Source organism: Thalassolituus maritimus, assembly GCF_900156675.1.
Classification (GTDB): Bacteria; Pseudomonadota; Gammaproteobacteria; order Pseudomonadales; family Oceanobacteraceae; genus Thalassolituus; species Thalassolituus maritimus.
The window spans coordinates 120,689-142,876 of sequence record NZ_FTOH01000009.1; the positions used below are offsets into that span (position 1 = coordinate 120,689).

The 22,188-nt window shown below is 51.4% G+C and carries 19 protein-coding genes; 8 read left to right on the forward strand and 11 right to left on the reverse strand.

The window, feature by feature from the left end; all coding sequences use genetic code 11:
- Nucleotides 1–25 precede the first annotated feature (25 nt).
- Nucleotides 26–919: a Dyp-type peroxidase gene (locus BW941_RS14180; RefSeq protein ID WP_076517157.1), complete on the forward strand. Its 894-nt coding sequence runs from the start codon at nt 26–28 to the stop codon at nt 917–919.
- Between the two features lie 100 nt (nt 920–1,019).
- Here BW941_RS14180 and rimO read toward each other — a convergent pair whose 3' ends face one another.
- From rimO to BW941_RS14195, 3 genes are read right to left on the reverse strand one after another with little or no spacing between them, the layout of a single operon-like run.
- Complete coding sequence (gene rimO, locus BW941_RS14185; RefSeq protein WP_076517159.1) at nt 1,020–2,396, reverse strand: 30S ribosomal protein S12 methylthiotransferase RimO; 1,377 nt, start codon at nt 2,394–2,396, stop codon at nt 1,020–1,022.
- Nucleotides 2,397–2,449: 53 nt separating this feature from the next.
- Nucleotides 2,450–3,373: a diguanylate cyclase gene (locus tag BW941_RS14190; RefSeq protein ID WP_076517161.1), complete on the reverse strand. Its 924-nt coding sequence runs from the start codon at nt 3,371–3,373 to the stop codon at nt 2,450–2,452.
- Nucleotides 3,366–7,607, reverse strand: a complete 4,242-nt coding sequence (locus BW941_RS14195; RefSeq protein ID WP_076517164.1) for a PAS domain-containing protein — start codon at nt 7,605–7,607, stop codon at nt 3,366–3,368. The genes BW941_RS14190 and BW941_RS14195 overlap by 8 nt, the downstream gene beginning before the upstream one ends.
- 113 nt (nt 7,608–7,720) lie before the next feature.
- Here BW941_RS14195 and BW941_RS14200 point away from each other — a divergent pair, with 113 nt between their 5' ends.
- Genes BW941_RS14200 through BW941_RS14210 form a run of 3 tightly spaced genes read left to right on the forward strand, consistent with a single transcriptional unit; the run spans nt 7,721 to nt 10,207 of the window.
- Nucleotides 7,721–8,254, forward strand: coding sequence for a DUF4124 domain-containing protein (locus tag BW941_RS14200; RefSeq protein ID WP_076517166.1), 534 nt, complete (start codon nt 7,721–7,723; stop codon nt 8,252–8,254).
- Between the two features lie 4 nt (nt 8,255–8,258).
- A complete protein-coding gene (locus BW941_RS14205; protein WP_076517168.1) occupies nt 8,259–9,392 on the forward strand; it encodes a tRNA-queuosine alpha-mannosyltransferase domain-containing protein in 1,134 nt (377 codons plus the stop codon).
- Complete coding sequence (locus tag BW941_RS14210) at nt 9,371–10,207, forward strand: CPBP family intramembrane glutamic endopeptidase (RefSeq protein ID WP_084189006.1); 837 nt, start codon at nt 9,371–9,373, stop codon at nt 10,205–10,207. Before BW941_RS14205 ends, BW941_RS14210 begins: the two co-directional genes overlap by 22 nt.
- A gap of 13 nt (nt 10,208–10,220) precedes the next feature.
- Here the strand turns inward: BW941_RS14210 and BW941_RS14215 are convergent, their stop codons facing one another.
- The gene (locus BW941_RS14215; protein WP_076517170.1) at nt 10,221–11,696 is read right to left on the reverse strand and encodes a RimK family ATP-grasp domain-containing protein; all 1,476 of its coding nucleotides are present in this window, start codon (nt 11,694–11,696) and stop codon (nt 10,221–10,223) included.
- Between the two features lie 189 nt (nt 11,697–11,885).
- Here BW941_RS14215 and BW941_RS14220 point away from each other — a divergent pair, with 189 nt between their 5' ends.
- Complete coding sequence (locus tag BW941_RS14220) at nt 11,886–12,989, forward strand: GNAT family N-acetyltransferase/peptidase C39 family protein (RefSeq protein ID WP_076517172.1); 1,104 nt, start codon at nt 11,886–11,888, stop codon at nt 12,987–12,989.
- An 18-nt stretch (nt 12,990–13,007) separates the two neighbouring features.
- On the opposite strand, the gene BW941_RS14225 is transcribed toward BW941_RS14220, so the two are convergent.
- Entirely contained in the window at nt 13,008–13,220 is a 213-nt protein-coding gene (locus BW941_RS14225) for a hypothetical protein (protein WP_068437543.1), read from the reverse strand.
- Nucleotides 13,221–13,271: 51 nt separating this feature from the next.
- Nucleotides 13,272–14,393: a GNAT family N-acetyltransferase gene (locus BW941_RS14230; RefSeq protein ID WP_076517175.1), complete on the reverse strand. Its 1,122-nt coding sequence runs from the start codon at nt 14,391–14,393 to the stop codon at nt 13,272–13,274.
- 337 nt (nt 14,394–14,730) lie between these two features.
- Between BW941_RS14230 and BW941_RS14235 the strand changes: the two genes are divergently transcribed.
- Nucleotides 14,731–15,189 (forward strand): HIT domain-containing protein, encoded by a 459-nt coding sequence (locus BW941_RS14235; RefSeq protein WP_076517177.1) that lies wholly within the window; start codon nt 14,731–14,733, stop codon nt 15,187–15,189.
- A 9-nt stretch (nt 15,190–15,198) separates the two neighbouring features.
- On the forward strand, nt 15,199–15,993 hold the full coding sequence (locus tag BW941_RS14240; RefSeq protein WP_076517179.1) for a hydroxyacylglutathione hydrolase: 795 nt from the start codon (nt 15,199–15,201) through the stop codon (nt 15,991–15,993).
- Nucleotides 15,994–16,008: 15 nt separating this feature from the next.
- Here BW941_RS14240 and BW941_RS14245 read toward each other — a convergent pair whose 3' ends face one another.
- The 3 genes from BW941_RS14245 to BW941_RS14255 form a co-directional block, all read right to left on the reverse strand.
- Nucleotides 16,009–16,596: a uracil-DNA glycosylase family protein gene (locus BW941_RS14245; protein ID WP_076517181.1), complete on the reverse strand. Its 588-nt coding sequence runs from the start codon at nt 16,594–16,596 to the stop codon at nt 16,009–16,011.
- 39 nt (nt 16,597–16,635) lie between these two features.
- Nucleotides 16,636–17,007 (reverse strand): HU family DNA-binding protein, encoded by a 372-nt coding sequence (locus BW941_RS14250; RefSeq protein WP_076517183.1) that lies wholly within the window; start codon nt 17,005–17,007, stop codon nt 16,636–16,638.
- A 138-nt stretch (nt 17,008–17,145) separates the two neighbouring features.
- Nucleotides 17,146–17,967 (reverse strand): SDR family NAD(P)-dependent oxidoreductase, encoded by an 822-nt coding sequence (locus BW941_RS14255; protein WP_068439995.1) that lies wholly within the window; start codon nt 17,965–17,967, stop codon nt 17,146–17,148.
- Between the two features lie 261 nt (nt 17,968–18,228).
- Here BW941_RS14255 and aspS point away from each other — a divergent pair, with 261 nt between their 5' ends.
- Nucleotides 18,229–20,004 carry an aspartate--tRNA ligase gene (gene aspS / locus BW941_RS14260; protein ID WP_076517185.1) on the forward strand — a complete coding sequence of 592 codons (1,776 nt, stop codon included), beginning with the start codon at nt 18,229–18,231 and terminating at the stop codon, nt 20,002–20,004.
- A gap of 82 nt (nt 20,005–20,086) precedes the next feature.
- Here aspS and BW941_RS14265 read toward each other — a convergent pair whose 3' ends face one another.
- Together BW941_RS14265 and BW941_RS14270 are read right to left on the reverse strand one after the other, a co-directional pair.
- Nucleotides 20,087–21,247, reverse strand: a complete 1,161-nt coding sequence (locus tag BW941_RS14265; protein WP_076517189.1) for a hypothetical protein — start codon at nt 21,245–21,247, stop codon at nt 20,087–20,089.
- Between the two features lie 24 nt (nt 21,248–21,271).
- Entirely contained in the window at nt 21,272–22,138 is an 867-nt protein-coding gene (locus BW941_RS14270; RefSeq protein ID WP_076517191.1) for a hypothetical protein, read from the reverse strand.
- Nucleotides 22,139–22,188 lie beyond the last annotated feature (50 nt).

Here is a 22,188-nt window from a genome sequence, read left to right on the forward strand (position 1 = left end):
GGCGTCGACAACCGGAGTAGTTAGAATGAAGACACATCAGGCCGGCCTGTTTGAAGAGCCGGGTCGCAGCAGCCAGTACCTTGAATATCAATTTCGTTCGGCATCTGATGCTGAATTACGTCAGGCCCTGTCGCAGGCGGTCAAGCCAGTTGACGGAGCGAACATCCTGGTAGCGTTCAATCAAGCCTCCTGGCAGCGGCTAGGGCCAGGCTGGTCTCCCGAGGGCCTTCATGATTTTACAGCTCAGTATTCCGCTAGAGGTCATGTGATGCCTGCTTCTCAGAGAGATATGTTCATCTGGGTTGTTGGCGAAGATCGTGGCGATGTCATGAACGCTGTTGTACAGGTCACTGAGGCTCTGTCCGACATTGCAGACCTGGAGCTGGATCTTGATGGCTATAAAACCCGTGATGCGCGTATTCTTACTGGCTTTGTCGACGGTACTGGGAATCCCGGAACGGCTGAGAAAAAGCGAGCCGCAGCGCTTATCCCCGAAGGGCAGCCGGGAGAGGGAGGTTCGTTTGTTTTGGGCCAGAAATGGACCCACAAATTACAGGAGTTCCTGAGCCTCAGTGTTAATGCCCAGGAAAATGTGATTGGTCGCACCAAAGAAACGAATATTGAACTTGAAGGAACAGCATTGCCACCGGAGTCGCATGTCGGGCGTACGGATATTGACGTCAACGATGTGCCGATGAAAATGTATCGCCGAGGAACACCTTATGGTGGCGGAGAGGATAAAGGACTTTATTTTCTGGCATTTGCCTGCGACATGGATCGCTTCGTAAATGTGATCAACAGTATGCTGGGCAAAGACGACGGTATTACCGATGCCATGATGGACTACAGTGACGCACTGACGGGCTCATACTGGTTTATGCCGTCGCAGGATGATCTGGATGCAATGTTGGCAGGGTGATCGCCGATAGCAAAAAAGGCCGAATGGCTCCTACAAGATGTTATCGGCTTGTAGGAGGCATTCGGCCAGCTTGTCTGGCTAACGGCGACCTCTGAATGTATCAACCGTTAACCGGTGAGCCCCATAAGTCGTATTCGTCGGAATGCTCGATTTCGACTTCAACAAAATCACCGGGTGCACAATCGAAGAACTCGTTCAGGTAAACCATGCCGTCGATGTTGGGCGCGTCGGCGATTGAGCGGCCAATCGCACCTTCGTCATCGACTTCATCAATAAGCACAGTCATGCGGGTACCCACTCTTCGGGCCAGCTTACGCGTGCTGATTTCCTGCGCTTTTTCCATAAAGCGGTCATGACGCTCCTGCTGGATGTCGTCCGGCACGTGGTCAGGCAGGTCATTGGCTTTTGCGCCTTCAACCGGGCTGTATTTGAAACAGCCAACGCGATCCAGTTCGGCTTCTTCCAGCCAGTCCAGAAGTATCTGAAAATCCTCTTCCGTTTCGCCGGGGAATCCAACGACGAAGGTAGAACGAAGTACGAGCTCAGGGCAGATTTCACGCCATTTCTTAATGCGCGCCAGTGTATTTTCTGCATGTGCAGGACGTTTCATCAGCTTCAGAACACGTGGGCTGGCATGCTGGAAGGGGATATCCAGGTACGGAAGTATCTTCCCGTCAGCCATCAGCGGAATCACGTCGTCTACGTGCGGGTAAGGGTAAACGTAATGCAGGCGCACCCAAACTCCCATCTTGCCGAGCTCTTCACAGAGGTCGAGCATCTTGGTTTTTACCGGCTTGCCATCCCAGAAGCCAGTGCGGTACTTCAGGTCGACACCGTAAGCGGAGGTGTCCTGAGAGATCACGAGTAGCTCTTTGGTGCCTGCATTGACTAGGCGTTTCGCTTCTTCCAGTACATCGCCGATAGGACGACTGACATGCTTCCCACGCATATCCGGGATGATGCAGAAGGTGCAGCTGTGGTTACAGCCTTCTGAGATCTTCAGGTAAGAGTAGTGGCGAGGTGTCAGCTTCACACCTTGGGGCGGAACCAGATCTGTAAACGGATTATGTTCGGTTTGCTTAGGTGACCATTCATGAACTGCGGTCATGACCTCTTCGTAGGCTTGTGGGCCTGTCACTGCGAGAACACCGGGGTTCTTTTCTTTGATCAGTTCAGCATCGGCGCCTTTACCCATACAGCCAGTCACAATCACACGACCGTTTTCGTTCATGGCTTCATTGATGGCGTCGAGAGATTCCTGTTTGGCAGCATCGATAAAACCACAGGTGTTTACGACAACGACATCTGCGTTGTTGTACTGGTTTACCACGTCATAGCCGTCAAGCTTGAGTTGGGTCAGGATGCGTTCGGAGTCCACCAGGGCTTTCGGGCAGCCGAGAGACACGAATCCTACTTTGCCGCTGCTTGGAATTGCATCGCCTTCACCGACACTTGGATTTGAGGGGTGGTCTGTCATGGTGTGTACCTTCGCCGCCAGGGTAGTTATCTCAGGGCGGCGATTGTACCTGATTAGTGAGGGGCTTTGGAGGTTGTCACTCTGTCTTCTGGGGGAGCAAGCTCAGTGCAATTCCGGCCATTTTCTTTTGCCCTGTATAACGCATCATCTGCACGCTTGAGAAGGTCATTGAAATTTTCATCGTGATCCGCCAGTTCTGCCGCGCCAATGCTTACGGTGACAGGGATAGAAGAGGGCATGAGCTCGGATATCTGGTGGCGCATCACCTCGGCTTTGTAGTGTGCCTGATTCAGTGAACAGGGTTCCATCAGTACGATAAATTCTTCGCCTCCAAAGCGAGCGACGGTATCTTCGGTGCGGCATTGGCGCTGGAGGAGTGCCGATACCTGTTCGAGAATCTGATCGCCAGCAATGTGCCCATGGGTATCGTTGATTTTTTTGAAGTGATCGAGGTCGATAATCAAAGTGGTGAGCGGTGTGTTATGCCGACGCGCACGCGCAATTCTTTGTTCGACCATTTCCAGCATGTAGTGTCGGTTGTACAGGCCGGTGAGCTGGTCGTGCATAGCCAGCTGCAACAAACGATCCTGCTGTCGCTTCAGTGTAACGTGAGTATCAACGCGTGCTGACAAGATCACCGGACGAATGGGTTTGGTGATGTAGTCAACTGCGCCAATACGCAGGCCCAGTTCCTCGTCTTCGATATTGTCGCGACCAGTAACAAAAATGACGGGGATGTCCCGGGTTTCGCTCATATCTTTGAGTTCGCGGCAGGTTTCGTATCCGGAAATTCCTGGCATTTCGATATCAAGAAGGATCAGGTCTGGCTTGTGCCGGAGTGCCATATCGAGACATTGCTGTCCGCTCGTCGCTGTTTTTACACGATAGCGCTCCTGAAGCACCGCGGCCATGACGCGTATGTTCGACGGCGAATCGTCAACAATCAAAACAGTGGACAACGGATTTTCATTACGCATTCTTATAGCTCTCGGTTATCTGCTGAAGCAGTGATTTAATCCTAGACTGAGCTTTTGCATTTTCAAATGCTGTGATCTCGTGCGCAAGCTGCCCCAATTCTGCCTCGTAATAGGCATTCCCAAGGGGTTTAAGCATGAATTCAAGACTCTTCTGGCTAATGTAGTCGTTTTGTTCCAAAGCGTGATTTATTGCAACAAGTCGTTCTCTCAGGCCAATCAGTGGTACGGGCGCTTCATTATTGCTTGTGTTTTCAAGCAACTCTGTAAGTCGTGCCGTTTCTTCATGCAGCTCATCGAGCAGCATCTCTGCTGTGCCAGTGTTACCGGTACGTATATCCTGATCCAACCTTGAGGCGACTTTTTGTATGGCGACCAGCCCGAGGTTACCTGCGACTCCTTTGAGGTTATGGGCTACCTCTCTGAGCGCCTCAAAGCGCCCTCCATCAAGGAGCTGCGTCATCTCAGAAAGGCGTACAGGCTGCTCGCTGCGGAACATGTCGATCAGTTGGTTGAGTAATTTCTCGTTTCCTACCACACGCTTCAGAGCTTGCTGGCGGTCCCAGATTTTTCCGCCGGTTTGTGGCTGACTTTTAATGACGACGGCTCTGTCGCTCACGGAAGCATCCTGACTCCCGTCATCTGCCAGTAACCACCGTTCGAGCATGGAGGTCAGTAAACCCGGGTCTACTGGCTTTGCCAGATAGTCATTCATACCAGACGCAAGGCAGCGCTCTTTGTCGCCAGTCATGGCGTGTGCTGTCATGGCGATGACAGGGGTACTCTGGTGTTGGTCGCCAGCGCGTCCGTGTCGTAGAGCCCGCGTTGCCTGATAGCCATCCATTACAGGCATCTGGCAGTCCATAAGAATGAGGTCGAATGGAGTTTCTTCTGAGCTGATTTTCTGAATAGCCTCTTCACCATTTTCAGTGACCACTACTTTAATACCCAAAGCGGTGAGCATTTCTTCTGCGACAAGTTGATTTACGCGGTTGTCTTCGACAAGCAGCACTCGTTTGTCCCGAAAGGTGGGCTTCTTGTTCGTAACGTCCGCATTGCCGGTATGATCGAACTCTTTGCGTGTATGGAAGTATTCGACGAGATTGAGTACGTTCAACGGCTTTAGTACATGGCCATGGAGTCTGCCGGACTCGAGAACCCGTTCTGACTGGCGGAAGCTTACCGGTACCATCAGAACTCTGAGTGCTGTATCCATGGCTGGTAGCTGAGCTAATGCTTCAGAACTGTCTCTCCAGTCTTCACCGGGAATATTGCTGCTCAAAATGAGAAGGTCGACGCTGTCTGGGTCGCCTATCAATATTTCTGATGCGTCGGCCGTTGAGCCGACGGCATCGACTCTGGCTCCCAGTGCTTCCAGGTTCTTCCGGGTAATCTCACGCGATTTCGGGTTATTAATAATAGCCAGTACACGAGTGCCATTGAGGCCGGGAAGCGGGGTAGCACCTGGGGCAATATCGAGCTGAATCGTGGCGGTAAATGCGCTGCCTACCGTTGGGGTACTTTCAACTGAAACCGAACCCTTCATCCGTTCACACAGGTTTTTGACGATGGCCAAACCAAGGCCGCTACCGCCGAACTCTCGTGTCGTTGAAGAATCGACCTGGTTAAACGCATTGAAAAGGTTCACCCGTTTGGTTTCATCAATACCGATGCCGGTATCTTTCACCGTGATCGATAGTTGCCACTTGTCATCGATTAGTATTTGCTCGAGCGATACAGTTACTTCTCCTTCATTGGTGAACTTAATCGCATTGCTTAACAGGTTAACAAGTATCTGGCGAACCCGGCCGGGGTCTCCGACAACGGTATTGGTGTGTAGCCGGGAGGTGTCGACTAATAGTTCGACGGCTTTTGTTTCTGCCTGGCTGGCAAGAGACTCTGTTGCTGCCGTCAGTACGCCGTTGAGTTCAAACTCGATGGATTCAAGTTCAAGCTTATTCGCTTCGATTTTAGAGAAGTCGAGTATGTCGTTTATCAGTGCAAGCAAAGACTGGGCACTGTTTTGCGCAATGCGTATCCGGTTGAGCTGATCGTCGGTCAGCGGTGTGTCTTTCAGCAGGTTGAGCATTCCCAACACGCCGTTCATAGGCGTGCGGATTTCATGGCTCATGGTCGCAAGGAAGTCACTTTTCGTTCGTGCGGCACTTTCTGCTTCCCGCTTCGCAGCTAACAAAGCAAGTTCATTCTCTTTCTGCTGAGTCACATCGCTGGTCATGCCAACGACCCGGGATCCCTGGGTATGGTCATCGGACAGTATCACAGCGGCGGTTCGAACATGACGCTCTTTCCCGTCGGCACGAACGATTCTGAACTCATAATCGAATGGCTTCGTATGCTCGATGGCGTCTTTGAGTCGGGTCACTACCCAGTCGTGGTCATCTGGGTGAATGAAGGACTCCCACTCTTTAATGCTGGGAGGTGTGACCTCAGGAGCGATGCCGTACAGCTCGCGCATACCTGCGTCCCAGGCCATCTCGCCGGTGATCAGGTTGTGCTCCCAGATACAGATGCCCGCAGACTCAGTCGCCAGCTGGATTCTCTGGTGACTGATGTTGATTTCGGTCTGCGCCAGTTTGTTTTCGGTGATGTCGAGGTGCGTGCCGATCATGCGCAGAGGCTGACCCTCATCGTCCCATTCAACGACACGTCCGGTGTCATGAACCCAGATCCAGTGACCGTCTTTGTGTCTCATCCGGGCTTCGCATTCATAGCGATCCAGTTTGCCTTCCCAGTGCTGCGTCAGAAGTTCACCTGACCGTTCAAGGTCATCCGGATGGCAAGCTTCCAGCCAGGTGTCGATTGAGACCGGTGAAAGCTCATCGAGAGTGTACCCAATAATGTTGGCCCAGCGTTCACTGAAAGAGGTTTCTCCGGTTTTGACGTTCCAGTCCCAGAAGCCAATGGCCGTAGACTCAATCATTAGCTGATTACGCTGAGCCTCCTCGCGCTTCTCAGCTTCCTGTTCCCGTTCTTCGGTGATGTCCTGAAAGGACCCAAACAGTCGGGTACAAATACCGTCTACCATAACGGGAGTACCCATTGCGCGGGCCCAGATTCTTCGACCTTTCGCTGTTTTCAGTGGTAATTCGAGGTCCCAGCTCTTACCCTTTTCAACGGCGCTTGCGATTGCTTCGCGGAGACGCTCTTTCGCTTCATCGCCATCGTAAAAGTCGATGCCGTTATCGACCGTGGGTATAAAATCATCGTCTACTTCGTGGATAAGGCGGGTGACTGGGGTCCAGTAGAGGTTTTCCGTTGTGAGGTCGAGTTCCCAGCCACCAATACGAGCTTGCTTACTGACGGCATCCAGTAACAGACGATCCCGCTCCAGTTCATTATCGGTTTCTTCGCGAGCAAGCTCGTCGCCCATCCACTTCGCAAATAATTGAATCAGCTCAATCTCGCCGGTGCTGAAAGCGCGTGATCGCGGCTCCGGGCCCGAGAAATTAATTGTGCCGTACAGCTTATCTTTGAGAAACAGGGGGGCGGCGAGATACGACTCAAGACCAAAATTGGCGTAAGCAGGGTGATGCTGGGTTTCGCTATCGCCCACATGGTGGTGCGCGACCGCATGACAACCAGCGATAGTTTCAGAACAATAGGTATTACCTAGCTGAAAGTTATCACCGGGCTTAAGTGCGTTTTCAGGGTTCAGAGTGAAGCGCACTGTATATTGTTCATCAACGATGTGACTGATGATGCCAATCGGCAGGTTGAATATCTCACAGCCCAGACGAAGGATTCGCTCAGCTTTAGTGTCTATGGTTGCCTGGCGGTCAGAAGTAATTTCATGCAAACGGCGCATTGCGTCCAGAGTGCGGTGCTGGTCTGTGACGTCGGTGCGCAGGGCCACGTAACCCGTGATTTCACCGGTTTCATCGCGTTGGGTAGAAATGGTCGTTTCTACCCAGTAGAGCTCACCGGTCTTACGACGATTGCAGATTTCTCCACGCCAGATGTCGTTATCGGCGAGTGTGTCGAACATTTCTTCGAAAAATTGTCTGCTGTGATGACCGGAGTTCACCATGTGATGAGTGCGGCCAATTAACTCTTCGCGTTCGTAGCCACTGATGTCGCAGAACAGGTCATTGACGTATTCGATGCGTCCTTGTTTGTCTGTAACAGCAACGATTGCGTGCTTATCCAGAGCGTACTTCTGCAGTATCCAGTGATCTCCCGGTGCTGTATCGGGGAAGCTGGGAGTGGGGTGAGGCATGCCTGCTCCGTGGTAGAAAGTATAATCCGCTTTCAAGTATAGTCAGTTCACAGGTAAGCGCAGGGCGAATCCAGGCCTTTTCGCCAACATTTCTGATAACAAGGAGTCTTAATATGCGTGGTAGTTTGCTGCTGGTTGGTATGGTCGTGGTTTCGGCTGTTCTGCCGGTGCACGCGGGGAAAGTGTATGTCTGTAAATCAGCAGCGGGCGAGACCCTGTTCTCACAAACGCCATGCCCGTCAGAATACTCGGTTAAGGAAGAGCGCCAGGTTGATACCAGCAAACCGTCGAGAGGCGCCTCTGAAGCGGAGTTACAAGGGATGGCCGATGAGCTTTCTCGCAGTAACGACAAAATTCGTGTGCAGCGTGACCTGAAGAATGCGAAGAAGAAGCTTAGCGACCTGCAACAGGAACGTGAGCGCATGATCAAAGAAAAATCCGAGCTGGCGAAGTCCATTGCGGGGCCAAATGCCCGCAACCGCGCTCAAGCCATTGTTGATGAGATGAAAACTGGTGCAGACCGCTATAACGAGCAGATACGTCAGCAACGAGAGAATATCTCCGGACTCGAAAAACGCCTGTCGGAAATTAACCAGGCGTCTGACTCCGCCAAGCAGGAGCTTGACCGCTCGCAAATGGCGATCTGAGTAAATGCCCGAGCGTCCTCTGGTCTGGCTACTGTCAGCATATCGTTCCGAAAGTCACGCCAGCTGGGTTAACTGGCTCTCGAATCAGCAGGACTGCCCGGTGCGGCTTAGAATCTTCGAACTTCCTGGCCGTTACTTCCGATGGCGTATCCGGGGTAACCCTTTGTCGTGGATGGCAGAATTTCGGGACGCACTCCAGCAAGAGCAGCCCCATCATATTCTCGCAACATCCATGGTGGATATCGCCACCATCAAAGGGCTGCATCCTGAACTGGCAGATATTCCCGTTACTCTCTATTTTCATGAAAATCAGTTTGCTTACCCGGTGGGGGACCGTCAGCACTCGTCGATTGACCCTCAGATGGTTCAGTTATACGGGGCTCTGTCATCGGAACGTTGTTTGTTTAATTCGCGCTTTAATCTTGAGTCGATGCTGGAGGGAGTTACAGAGCTCCTGCGTAAATTACCTGATGCCATCCCCGACCATGTTGTCGATGAGTTACGAGCGAAGAGTTCGGTTTTACCTGTCGCTGTCGAGACAGTAAATACTGATACGATTCCAGCGCAAACGGACACGACGCCGATGATTCTCTGGAATCACCGCTGGGAATACGACAAGCGTCCAGATCGATTCGAAGCAGTGCTTGATACGTTAGCTGATCGCGGCGTGAATTTTCAGTTGGCGCTGTTGGGGCCACGGCCTGAGAAGGTGCCGGGCGAACTGTCTGCGATACGGGAGAAGCATGCCGCACGGATTGTTGCCGATGGTATGGTCCCGCGGGATGAGTATGAAACCTTATTAAAGCGTGCTCGGGTTGTGATCAGCACAGCGGATCATGAGTTTCAGGGGCTATCGATGATTGAAGCGGTGAGTGCTGGCGCAACGCCTGTAGTTCCTGACGCGTTATGCTATCGCGAACAGTATCCAGACCGGTTTAGGTATCAACCCGGTAATATTGATGACGCGACCGACCGTGTGTGTGACGCACTTCAAGAGAACAGTGCGGTGGATATTTCTCGTTGGACCGCGAGCCATACGGGCGAACTATGGCGTAATTTAATGATGTACTTTAGTTTGCCTGTAGGGGCTATTGAAGACACAAATGGAACAGCAGCATGGGATTTTTACACTGGCTGACGCCGGGATTTCTTTTCAGCCAACTCAATGCAATTGATGAAGAGCGTAAACCGGCCGGTTTATCGCCTGCGGAAGAAGCGAAAGAGCGTATACGTGTCTGGCAGATCATCGGTATTGCCTGTGTGTGTCTGCTTCTGGTGCATTACGGAAAATACAGCAGTAACCTGACCGCGCTGGTGAAGTGGTTTTCCGAAGTGATGTCTGATCCCTCGATATATCGTGACTACCATCGTTACGAATACCGCGAATTACTGGGATATATCTGGTGGGGCAGCATAAACTTGCTTGGATTCCTCATTATTCCAATGCTGGCCATACGGTGGTGGTTCAAAGATTCACTGAGTGAGTATGGCTGGCAGTGGGGCAATGTCCATCACCACTGGCGTGGCTATGTTTTGTTAGCATCGCCGATTCTCGTGTTTGCAATCATCGCCAGTTTCGGTGATGACTTTTCACAGCATTACCCCTTTTATAATCAAGCCCATCGAAGCTGGTTTGACTTGCTGAGCTGGGAAGTGATTTATGTTCTTCAGTTTATTGCCGTTGAATTCTTTTTTCGCGGATATCTGGTAAATGGCCTGAAGCGCCAGTTTGGTAGTCTGTCGATTGCGGTGATGTGTTTGCCGTATTTGATGCTGCACTTCCCGAAGCTATGGCCGGAGTCCTTTGGCGCGATTCTGTTCGGCTTTTTTCTCGGGGTGCTTGCCCTTATGTCACGGTCTATCTGGGGTGGTGTTCTGGTGCATGTGTCTATCGCATTGATGATGGATGTAGCAGCCCTTCTGCAAACCAAAGGGCTACCCCAGCAGTGGTAGAAGGACGGGCGCTTCAGCGCCCGTTAATGTCATCCAACCTTGCCAGAAATGTCTGCATGATTTTCTGATAAAGTGCCGTACCTTCATTAAGGTCTTCAACACCTTTGTCTATGCTTGGGTTGTCGTTGACCTCAATGACAACGACCCGATCACCGCTGGATTTCAGATCAACCCCATAAAACCCATCTCCCATACAGCGCGCTGCTTTTAATGCGGTTTTGATGACTTTTTTAGGCACATCATGAATAGCAAAGGCATCAGCATTCCCAGAGCTGTTCGATTTTGATCGGGCACTGTGGTTGTAAATCTGCCAATGACTTTTGGCCATAAAATACCGGCAGGCGTAGATGGCTTCACCATTCAAAATACCAATACGCCAGTCGTACTCGGTTGGCATAAATTTCTGCAGTAAGAGCAAGGCAGAGCGTTGACCAAGGCGACTGATACACTCTTGTAGCTCCTCCCGTGTTTTTGCTTTTTCTACACCAATTGAGAAGGCGCCGTCTGGTACTTTCACGATGATCGGAAGCTCCAGCTCTTCGATGAGGTGGTCGATGTTATAGTCTTGCTGAGTCATCAATAGCCGCGTTTCTGGTGTGTCTACCTGATGCAGTTGCAAGCACTCGTGGAGGTAGACTTTGTTAGAGCAGCGCATAATGTCGCGAGGGCTGTCGATAACGACGAGCCCAGCATTTTCAGCCTGCTGTGCAATGCGATACGTGTGATGATCGACGTTTGTCGTTTCACGGATAAAGAGTGCATCGTATTCGGCAATTCTATGGGCTTCTTTCCAGGTGATCAGCTCAACGTTTAAACCAATGTCTTTACCGGCTTTTTCAAATGCAGTTAATGCGCCCTTATTGGAGGGCGGCAGTTGCTCCTCTGGGTTCACCAGAATCGCCAGATCATATTTATAACGCTTGTTGATGCGTTTAAGCCGCCATATTTTCGAGCTGAACGTGTCCAGAGACTCTGCAAACCGGGTCTGATCGCTTTCGTTGAGCTCGTTGATTGCAACGACGTTTAACGAGGCGATGATCCACAGGTTTTCGTGCACGCGTTGAAGCTTGGCATCGAATATAGGGAAGGCAAATGTCTCGAACAGTTTGCGGGCAACGGGCCTCAGAGAAGCGTTCTCTGTTTGTCCGAAATACACGCGTAGGTGCACAAGGTCTGCGTTACTTTTGCCTGAGCGTCGGTCAGCTTCGAGAATGCGGCTGGTTTTCGTCGGAAGTGGCTGCCCCTGCTCGAAATTGTTTAGTTCACGAATGGCACGAACGCCGGGGAACACCTGGCCGCCGCGCGCCTCAGCGAGAAGCGAGCCGTAGTATCCCGTACTCAGATAAGAGTAATCCGAGCATAGGTTGATAACATAGCCGCGAGCCTCGGTCTGCCCAGCCAGAAAGTCGCCAATGGTGATGACCTGACGGGTTGGGTAGTAGGGCTGCCAGTCACTGAGCTGGTCAACGAGTACGAGCAGTGGCTTCATGTATTGGTGACTCTTTGTGTATTAGAAAATGAAAAACTGAGCCAGATGATAGTTCTCGCTGGCGCATCACAACATCAAGTTTTTCTTCTCGTCTGGAGTGATATTTCTCGTGAGCACAGCCGTAGCGATTCGCTGTGTTCAGTTCTACTATGCGCCTTCAGATTGCTGTTTCATTTTTAGGTTCAGTATATGACGTTTCGGTTAGCCACATCGGCAGATGTTCCCGCGTTATCGGCTATTGAAGAGGAGGCTTTCCCGGGCGACCGGCTGACGCCTCGTCGTTTTCGCCATTTCATTCGTTCCAGCCACTCTGAATTATGGGTACATGAAGACGAAAAGGGCCTTCTGGCCTACATCCTGGTGCTGTTCCATCGCGGTACCTCGCTGGCGCGGCTGTATTCCATCGCGGTGGCAGCTAGGGCACGAGGGCGTGGACTTGCGCGTCAGTTGCTGAATCATGCAGAGGCTCAGGCGATGCTCCGCGGAGTATTTTTCATGCGCCTGGAGGTTCGTGATGATAACGAGGGCGCTCTGTACCTCTATGAATCGACTGGGTATCGGAGAATTCGCTTCCTGCCCGGTTATTACGAAGACGGCAGTGCGGGCTGGAGACTGGAGAAACACCTTAGCACGATGCGTGTCGTTCCTCAGGAGTTGCCTTTCTACGGTCAGACAACGCCGTTTACGTGCGGTCCGTCCGCATTAATGATGGCGATGCGCAGTCTGCAGTCAGGGTTTCAGTTGTCGCGTCTGTGTGAACTGAATATCTGGCGGGAAGCAACAACCATCTACCTGACGACAGGTCATGGCGGTTGCTCTGCACAGGGGCTGGCTCTTGCTGCTCAGGCACGCGGTTTTGATGCGGCTATCTGGATGTCTGATGAGTCGGTGCCTTTTATCGAGGGCGTCCGGAATGAGCATAAGCGCGAAGTACTGCGCCTTGTCAGTGATGACTTCAGCCATCGATGTGAAGGTGCGGGGATATCCTCTGAGGTATCGCAATTTACGGTTGAGACACTCAGAGAGGCATTAAAGTCTGGCCATCGTATTCTGCTCTTGATCAGTACGTACCGGATGAACCGGAACAAGGCACCGCACTGGGTGTGGTTGGTCGCGATGGATGAAGATTTTGCTTACATCAATGACCCGGATGTCGATGATACGCTGGATCAGGCGGCGGTTGATAATATCTATGTGCCTGTGAGTCTGGAGAATCTGGCGGCGATGTGTCAGTACGGCAGCCGTCGTTACATGGCTGCTGTCTTAATATCGGGAACGGGACGTCCTTTGTAGAAGCCGCCTGACGATAGGTTAGTGGCTGGTATGGATATACGGCTCAGTTTTGCTGGCGTCCACCCTGTCATCCAGTTCTGGTGCGCGCTCGGCACGCAGCGCTACCCACGCGGCTACGTCTTCGCGCCACTCTTCTGCCGGGCGCAACTCTGGCGCAGCCAGAAGTTTCGCTTCGGTACCGCGTGATGCGAATACAACAATGTCCTGAACTTTGTACGCTCTCATAGCCATGATAATTACCTCCGGGTGGGGTTATAGCAAAGCTGGGATGAGACAGCCAGATCAATCCCGCCTGAACGGCAGTCTTTCTGAGGCAGCTGCGGCGTATTCTTCAATGTACGCCGCTTCTTCACGCGTAAATCTGCCAATAGCGTCGTGAAATTCCGGATGTGCGAGCCAATGGTAGCTTCGTGTGAACTCGGGGGCGAAGCCACGACTGATCTTGTGTTCTCCCTGAGTACCCGGGTTAAACATACCCAGGTTCTTCTCAATGCAGAATTCAATCCCCTGGTAATAGCAGGCTTCAAAATGCAAGCCATCGTAGTCGCGCAGACAACCCCAGTAGCGGCCATAAAGTGCGTTGTCGTCGAAGAAACAAAGGGCAGCAGCGCATGGGCCTTCTTCGTCTTCTGCGAGCACCAGCATCATCGAATCTGCCATGGTCTCACTGAGTTGGTGAAAGAAACCGGGCGTAAGGTAAGGATGAGAGCGTCTGCGGTAGTAGGTATCGCAATAGCAGTGGTAGAAGATATCAATCATTTCGGGTGTGATGCCTTCGCCTTCGAAGCGTGACACCTTTAAGCCCTGTTCTGTGATCCGGCGGCGCTCCTTTAGCAGGTTCTTACGTTTACGGCTGGCGAACGTTGCCAGAAAGTCGTCAAAGGAGCTGAAGTTATTGTTCCTCCAGATGAACTGGCAGCCTTTTCGTTCCGATGCGCTAGCGTCCGGAGTCAGTTCGCCAGCGGGGAAGTTCATGTGCCAGCCACTCAGCCCCTTACTCGAGCAAAAGTCTGATAAGCCCTGGGCCAGGCTTTGGGTGCCCACCGGTGTGGTGCTTAACCATCGTGGGCCCGGAACCGGCGTGAACGGGACGCCTAGCAGAAGCTTTGGGTAATACTGCATGCCATAACTGGCGTAGGCCTCTGCCCACTGCCAGTCGAATACGTATTCTCCGTAACTGTGGTCTTTAATATAGGCAGGGAGAACAACATTGGGAGTCCCGGTGTCATCAAGGCTGACCAGATGGCTCGGCGTCCAGCCAGTGTCTGCAGAGACGGAGCCGCTGGACTCCAGAGCATGCAAGAAATTGTAGCGCAGAAACGGCCCAGCATTAGCTGGTAAGAGCGCATCCCACTGGTCTTTCGGAATGGCGTTTATGGCCGGAAGAGCAATGAATTCGGGCATTTATAGCGGACCTCCAGGGCACCTCTGATTAATGCAGTTATGACAGCGGCTTTCAGGAAAAATGACAGTTCAAGGCGCTACTTTGAAGATATAACGGGTTACATCGAAAAGCTGCAACAAAGAAATGGCGTTTTTCCTGAAGGCCCCGAAGGGCGTGGACAGTAGGCATGTCATCTCTTTGTAGTTGATCTCGCCAAGGACTCGTTACTACCTTCGATCAAGGCCGCGATCTGAAGCACTATAGCACTCACGCGCTGCGTGACTGCATTATTTAGAGGTGCCCTAGTGACCTTGCGCGTATGGCGATTTATCATGAAAACAATAAACAGGAGAGATTATGTTCCGCTTAGATGAACGCCTGCAAGCCGACACCGTGTATTTGGGCCGCTTGCCTTTGTGCAAAGTACTTATGATGAAGGATCGCCGTTACCCTTGGGTGATTCTTGTGCCATCCCGCTCTAACGTTTTCGAGTATTACCACCTGAAGAAAGAAGACCGCCTCCAGCTAATGGAAGAGTCTGCATTTGTAGCAGAGAAGATGGCTGATCATTTCGCATCTGATTCCATGAACATCGCCGCGCTCGGGAATGTTGTTGCCCAGCTTCATGTTCACCATGTAGCGCGATTCAAAACTGATCCTGCCTGGCCAGGACCGGTCTGGGGGCATAGCCCTGCGGAAGCTTTTTCTGACGAAGAGCTAAAAGAGCGCTCCGAAGAAATGATTAACTTATTGAACAGTCACTTCATTAAAGAGTCTGAAGCAGACGATGATATTCAGGACACTGTGTACTGGTAAGAGGTGAATGTGGAAGTTTTTCGACGTTATATGAACAACCCGTTACGTAATTTCAATTACCTGATTGGTTGTGAAAAAACTCGAGAAGCCATCGCTCTGGACCCTTTAGATGGTGATGCGATGGTGGCCTTGGCAGAAGAGCAGGGCTACACCATCAAATATATTATTAATACGCACGAACATCATGATCACGTCGAGGGTAACCCAGCGGTGGTGGCGGTCACGGGCGCGGAAATTATTGCGCACAAGAACGCCATGGTAAGAATACCCAATGTAAATCGTGGCGTGGTCGCGGGTGATGTGATCGAACTCGGCTCACTGAAACTTCATGTCCTATTCACCCCCGGCCACACTCCGGTTCATTTGTGCCTGCTTGTCAAAGCAGAAAACAATGGCGGAATACCGGTCCTTTTTTCGGGTGATACGTTATTTAATGCCTGCGCCGGTAATTGTCGAAATGGTGGTGACGTTGACGAAATGTACGATTCATTTGTTTCACAGCTGATGCCGCTGCCTGACGATACTCTGCTGTATCCGGGGCATGATTACATGAAGAATAACCTGGCGTTCGCATTAACGCGTGAGCCTGAGAATAACGATGCCAGTGACTGGCAGGCATCGGTTGCAGAAACGGAACCCGACGACATGCCTGTGATGACCATGGGGCAGGAGCGTTTATATAATCCGTTTTTGAGATTACATCACCCAGCTGTCATTGATGGTTTAAAAGCCGAATTTCCGCACCTGGGATTAAGTGATCGTGATGTATTCAAAGCTTTGCGTAAATTGCGTGACCAGTGGTGAGGCTTTTTCTGACGCTCAGTTTTTAAGAGCATCGTGTACTTTTTTACGCAATTCCGGCAGTACTTTGCTTTCAAACCAGGGGTTCTTCTTTAACCAGATCTGATTTCTCGGTGACGGGTGCGGGAGCGGAAAAAAGGGCGCTTTGGCTTCTGTCGCGTGCATAACGCGCTCGGTCAGTGTTTTATAGCCGTCGTTCAAATACGATTTCTGTGCGTACTGGCCGATCAACAGAATAAGCTTTACATCTGGCAGATGCTCAAAGACTTTGTGATGCCATTGTGGCGCGCATTCCTTTCGTGGGGGCAGGTCGCCCGATTTTCTTTTACCCGGATAACATAGCCCCATTGGCATAATGGCTATCCGGTTTTCGTCATAGAATTCGTCATCGGAGAGCTGCAACCACTGGCGCAGTTTATTGCCGCTCGGATCATTCCATGGAATGCCAGTTTCATGAACACGTGTGCCAGGTGCCTGGCCAATAATTAATATCTTTGCAGTACTGGCGACTTGAATGACCGGATTTGCTCCCAGTGGTAAATCATGGGCGCATAAGTCACAGTTGCGAATTTCGGTCAGCAGATTTTTGAGAGGAATGTCGGGCATAACAAAAGAGGGCCGTAGCCCTCTCTGCGAAGATGTGACTTAAAGAGCCATATCCTTCAGTTTTTTCAGCGGCAGAACTTTTACCTTGGTTGAAGCAGGCTTCGCTGCAACATCCATTGTCTCGCCTGGGCGGAATGGGTTTGGCACGTTTTTACGGGCTTTCTGCGCTGGTTTCTTAACTGTTTTGATCTTCAGCAGACCGGGCAGGGTGAACTCACCAACGGCACGCTTCTTAACGTGGCGCTCGATTACGATACCCAGTTCATCAAGCACGGCGCTGACTTCTTTCTTAGACAGGCCGGTGTTCTCTGCAATTTCGTTCAGAATCTGAGTTTTGGTGAATTTTTCACGAACGGCTGTAACTTTACGGGCCGGTGCGGCTTTAGCCGTCGTTGGTTTCTTTGCTGCCATAGTGGTTTTTCCTTTTCTTGAGTAAGCGGCTGCCCGAAATGCGTAGAGAGATGAGTGCTAACAGGCTCTTCGATTCTTAAGCAAAAAAAAAGGGTTAGCAACCCGCTAACCCCTGTTTTTTAGGCATAGATCACGAAATCAGCCTAATTTTTTCAACGCCCAGCCAAAGATGTCAGAGTAGCGCACTGGGAACAGGCGTTGGATGCGATCCATCAGGCGAGCGTCACTACCGATCAGAATGCGGCGTTTACCGCCTTTAACGCCTTCCAAAATGGTGTCAGCGGCTTGCGCTGGGGTTGTTTTAGCAATTTTTTCGAAGTGTTTCGCTTGCTGCTCCAGCGTCTGGTTGTCGCCAGTCATACTGGTTTTCATACGACCATTGCGAACGATATTGGTCTTGATGCCACCCGGGTGAACGGTGGTCACAAAGACGTTGGTGCCCTTCAGCTCCTGACGCAGTGACTCAGTAAAGCCGCGAACTGCAAATTTAGTGGCGTTGTATGCCGCTTGCGTCGGTAAGGCAATGATGCCGAAGATGCTTGAAACATTGACGATGGCAGACTCAGGACGTTCTTTCAGCAACGGCAGGAACGACTTGGTACCGTAGACGACACCCCAGAAGTTGATGTTGACGATCCACTCCATGTCTTCATAGCTCATACGTTCGACTGTTTCAGACAGAGCAACACCTGCGTTGTTAATGATCATATCGACTTGACCATGGTCCGCTTTTACCTGTTCTGCATAGGCTTCCCATGCACCACGATCTGCAACGTCGAGTTTCTGCAGGGTGACTTTGCCAGTACCACGCAGGATAGATGCGGTCTCTTCCAGAGCTTCCATATTAACGTCCGACAGAGCGAGATTAGCGCCCTGCATGCTGAGCTGTTGAGCGAGTGCGCGGCCGATGCCGGACGCTGCGCCGGTGACAACAACGACTTTCTCTGAATAAGACTGCATAGCTCGAATACCTTCTGTTGATTGTTATTTCTGTATGGCTGCAAAGCTTACTGTGTGCCCATGCTATCTCAAGGTGTGAAAGTGTCATGGAACAGTGAAATAGTACCCTTACGACCCTATCCAGACGGTTAACGCGGCTGGTCAGATCCGCTATAATGCGCGGCTTTTACTGACTTGCCGGCGGAACTCCACCGCGCCAGGCGGATTTCGATGACAGGGAAGGGCGTTCAGCGGCCTCCCAGACTGACTTAGGACCGAACGATGCGCACACATTACTGTGGTGATATCAACGAAACACTGATTGATCAGACCGTAACCTTCTGCGGTTGGGTACATCGTCGCCGTGACCACGGTGGCGTCATCTTCCTCGACGTACGTGACCGTGAAGGTCTGGTACAGGTCGTTTTCGACCCGGATACCGTTGATGCATTCAACACCGCTGACAGTGTTCGCTCTGAGTTCGTTGTTCAGATTACTGGTCGTGTTCGTGGTCGTCCTGAAGGCACCACCAACGAGAACATGAAAACCGGCATGATCGAAGTGCTGGGTAAAGAGATCAATGTACTCAACAAGGCAGCGACGCCTCCATTCCCTCTCGACGGTTACACCGACGTGGGTGAAGACGTTCGCCTGAAGTACCGTTATATGGATATGCGTCGCCCTGAAATGCAGGAAAAGCTGCGCTTCCGTTCTAAAGTAACCTCTGCAGCGCGCCGCTTCCTGGAAGACAATGGCTTCCTCGATATCGAAACGCCAATTCTGACTCGTGCAACCCCAGAAGGTGCGCGTGACTACCTGGTACCTAGCCGTACTCACGAAGGTTCGTTCTTCGCATTGCCGCAGTCGCCACAGCTGTTCAAGCAGCTGCTGATGGTGTCTGGTTTCGACCGTTACTATCAGATCGCTAAGTGCTTCCGTGACGAAGACCTGCGTGCCGACCGTCAGCCAGAATTCACCCAGATCGATATTGAAGCGTCTTTCATCAATGAAGACGAAATCATGGGTATGGTTCAGGGCATGATCAAAGACATCTTCGCCAAAGAGCTGAGCGTCGACCTGGGTGATTTCCCACGCATGCCGTTCTCCGAAGCGATGAACAAATACGGTTCTGATAAGCCAGACCTGCGTATTCCGATGGAGCTGGTTGATGTTGAAGAATTCCTGCAGGACATCGACTTCAAAGTATTCGCAGCGCCCGCGAAAGATCCTAAGTGCCGCGTTGCAGCGTTGAAAGTACCAGGTGGTGCTGAGCTGTCTCGTAAGCAGATCGACGAATACACCAAGTTCGTTGGTATTTACGGTGCGAAAGGTCTGGCCTGGATCAAGGTCAACGAAATCGAGAAAGGCGTAGAAGGTCTTCAGTCTCCGATCATCAAGTTCATTGGTGACGACAACACCATGAAGATCATGGAGAAGCTGGACGCTAAGAACGGCGACATCGTGTTCTTCGGTGCAGACAAAACTAAGGTCGTGAACGAAGCCCTTGGCGCACTGCGTTGCAAGCTGGGTGAAGACCTCAACATGTACACCAAAGAGTGGGCTGCTCTGTGGGTTGTTGATTTCCCAATGTTCGAAGAGAACGACGACGGTTCAATGACTGCGCTGCACCACCCATTCACCGCACCAAGCTGCTCGCCAGAAGAACTGGAAAAGGCCCCATTGGAAGCACTGTCACGTGCCTATGACATGGTACTGAACGGCTGCGAACTGGGTGGCGGTTCTATCCGTATCCACGACGAAGCGATGCAGGAAACGGTATTCCGTGTACTGGGTATTTCTGAAGAAGAGCAGCGTGAGAAGTTCGGCTTCCTGCTCGACGCACTGAAGTTCGGTGCGCCACCACACGGTGGTCTGGCATTCGGTCTGGATCGTCTGATCATGCTGCTGACGGGCGCAACCAGCATCCGTGAAGTGATTGCCTTCCCGAAAACTCAGTCGGCTGCGTGTGTAATGACACAAGCACCGGGTGAAGTGAGCAACACGCAACTGCGTGACCTGCACATCAAACTGCGTGAGAAAGCAAAACCGGCGGAATAATCTGCCGGGTTTGTTATTTCCCCTTTAGCGACGGGCGCCCACTCATCGAGTCGGCGCCCGTTTTTTGGTGGCCGGTATTGCGTTAATGCCACTGCTGATTTCCCTTACCCAGTGCCGAAGAAACGACTTTAGGCAGGTTGCGTGCGTAGCCGCCAAACGTGGTCGCTTTATCTTTGGCTAAAACATACGCCGATGTACCCATGACCATGGTGGTAGCGATAGAGCTGCCTGCCATGATGGCATCATAGCCATTTGAGAGTGCTGTATAGCCAACGTACCCTGTGACACCACTCAGGCCCATAACCCCTCCAGCGCTGATAGCCTTATCAGTGAACTTATCCCGCGCGTCACCGTTGAACAAAATATCAAAGTCGTTGATTTTGGTGCCTACATAATTCAGGCCGACTTTTTCACACAGTGCTTCCAATTGCTTCTCGCGGCAGTCTTTGCCACGAGGGTTCGAAAAATAGACCGCCTGTTCCGCCAGATTGCTTGCAGTGTCTTTCAATACTCCAGCCTGGGGCTGGGTACTCAGATATTTAACTGCTTCTACAAACACACCAGCGCCTTCACCGTGGACCAACCAACGCACAGAGGTGTTTTTTAATTTTGCCTGCTGAATAAAGGACACAATGCTCTCGACATGGGCACGGTCCTTAAAGTCGTTGTTCATCCAGAACAACGAAAAGTGATTACCCTGTGTCTGCACCTCAGACGCACTGAAAGCTGCTCGATAGGATTTAGTTATATGTTCTCCAATTACCCGGCCAGCCTCTCCTTTATCGTCGAACTTCCCTGGAATCGCCGCCATATGTGCGCCTTTCCATTTGTGGGATAGTGCCATCGCCTTCTTCGATGTGCCTTGAGTAACCCAATTATTCTCTTCATCCACCCACTCGGATTGATAGAGACCGGGAGTTTGTCCTTCAGCCGAAACCAGACTCTGGTCCACTTTAAGGGCAATCAACTCAATACGATCTGCTTGCGCCAGGCTGTAATGCATAATGAAGGGGCCAAATATCTTTTGCTGAATAGCAGCATGAGTGCGCCCGCCCGGGCAGGCCGCCAGATCATAAAGGGCCCGCATTAAATTCGTCAGGTAATAGTTGCCGTTGTGGTTTTGCTTGATGAATTTCCACTGTTCATATTGTTTCTCCGCCATATATACCGGGCGGCAGATATTACTACTATCACGTTCAGTAATAATGGCAACCAAGGGGCTTTTTGCTGTGCTTCCGTTCATGGGGCAGTCCTTTACTTAATAAAATTACAGATGAAACTTGGGCGGCTGGGTGTGATATTGGGTGATAACGACATGGCGCTCGCCCTTATTGGTGTCTCCATCACGCCACTCAGGGTATACCCAGTTATAAGGTTGGCGTTGTGGCGATATGGTTGCGTCCGGCCACTGAGATTGCACTTCGACCTTACGCTGCTGAGCGTACTCACTCAGCGTGAGGGTGACAGAGTTCAGTACCTTGTCTCGTACGCTGTTAACAAAACGGTTGGAATATTCAGCAGGCTTATACCCCAGATTATGAAACATCAAGCGGATATAGTGATGATCATCCAATGGCGTGACCGCATAGCTTGAGAATTGAGAAGGGGCAAATGAGTTAGGGTCACCGTCGTTTGCCTTACGCATCTCATAGCATACCCACAAACAATCATTCTTTACTTCAGTACACCAGTTAACTGGTGCTACTTTAGGATCAATCTGAGGCGTCTCTGGCCCCATTTTAAACATCAGGCGATTAATCACCTGTTCAAAGTGGTTAGGGTTAAAGCAACTCATGCCCTCGGGCAAGCTGTCAATCCGCTCCACCACGGCCACAAAGGATATTGAACCGATATTCCGTAGGCGAGTCAGAGGTCCAAATAGCTCCCATGCTCGACTGATAAAACGCTTCCTGTTAAAAACTGCAGTGCCCATCGGGTCGCCACTGTAGCCAGTAGGGTCGTAGATATTCATCGTATCAATAGGTTCGCAATGCGCTTCAAAGCCATCAGAACTGTAATGGGGCGGCAGCTTGAGTGATAGCACTGACCCCGACAAGTTGACGGTAATGTGCTCTGGCGTATTCAGGCCAGGCATACAGGGGTGCTTGCGGGTGGCAAAAAGTCGTTTAAGCATCAGTCTTCCATGAGAGTTCAGTCAGCATTGCAGCGCGGTCGATAATACCA

Coding starts and splice junctions, on each gene's coding strand:
- BW941_RS14180 (WP_076517157.1), top strand. CDS start 26: ATGAAGACACATCAGGCCGGCCTGTTTGAAGAGCCGGGTCGCAGCAGC.
- rimO (WP_076517159.1), bottom strand. CDS start 2,396: ATGACAGACCACCCCTCAAATCCAAGTGTCGGTGAAGGCGATGCAATT.
- BW941_RS14190 (WP_076517161.1), bottom strand. CDS start 3,373: ATGCGTAATGAAAATCCGTTGTCCACTGTTTTGATTGTTGACGATTCG.
- BW941_RS14195 (WP_076517164.1), bottom strand. CDS start 7,607: ATGCCTCACCCCACTCCCAGCTTCCCCGATACAGCACCGGGAGATCAC.
- BW941_RS14200 (WP_076517166.1), top strand. CDS start 7,721: ATGCGTGGTAGTTTGCTGCTGGTTGGTATGGTCGTGGTTTCGGCTGTT.
- BW941_RS14205 (WP_076517168.1), top strand. CDS start 8,259: ATGCCCGAGCGTCCTCTGGTCTGGCTACTGTCAGCATATCGTTCCGAA.
- BW941_RS14210 (WP_084189006.1), top strand. CDS start 9,371: ATGGGATTTTTACACTGGCTGACGCCGGGATTTCTTTTCAGCCAACTC.
- BW941_RS14215 (WP_076517170.1), bottom strand. CDS start 11,696: ATGAAGCCACTGCTCGTACTCGTTGACCAGCTCAGTGACTGGCAGCCC.
- BW941_RS14220 (WP_076517172.1), top strand. CDS start 11,886: ATGACGTTTCGGTTAGCCACATCGGCAGATGTTCCCGCGTTATCGGCT.
- BW941_RS14225 (WP_068437543.1), bottom strand. CDS start 13,220: ATGGCTATGAGAGCGTACAAAGTTCAGGACATTGTTGTATTCGCATCA.
- BW941_RS14230 (WP_076517175.1), bottom strand. CDS start 14,393: ATGCCCGAATTCATTGCTCTTCCGGCCATAAACGCCATTCCGAAAGAC.
- BW941_RS14235 (WP_076517177.1), top strand. CDS start 14,731: ATGTTCCGCTTAGATGAACGCCTGCAAGCCGACACCGTGTATTTGGGC.
- BW941_RS14245 (WP_076517181.1), bottom strand. CDS start 16,596: ATGCCCGACATTCCTCTCAAAAATCTGCTGACCGAAATTCGCAACTGT.
- BW941_RS14250 (WP_076517183.1), bottom strand. CDS start 17,007: ATGGCAGCAAAGAAACCAACGACGGCTAAAGCCGCACCGGCCCGTAAA.
- BW941_RS14255 (WP_068439995.1), bottom strand. CDS start 17,967: ATGCAGTCTTATTCAGAGAAAGTCGTTGTTGTCACCGGCGCAGCGTCC.
- aspS (WP_076517185.1), top strand. CDS start 18,229: ATGCGCACACATTACTGTGGTGATATCAACGAAACACTGATTGATCAG.
- BW941_RS14265 (WP_076517189.1), bottom strand. CDS start 21,247: ATGAACGGAAGCACAGCAAAAAGCCCCTTGGTTGCCATTATTACTGAA.
- BW941_RS14270 (WP_076517191.1), bottom strand. CDS start 22,138: ATGCTTAAACGACTTTTTGCCACCCGCAAGCACCCCTGTATGCCTGGC.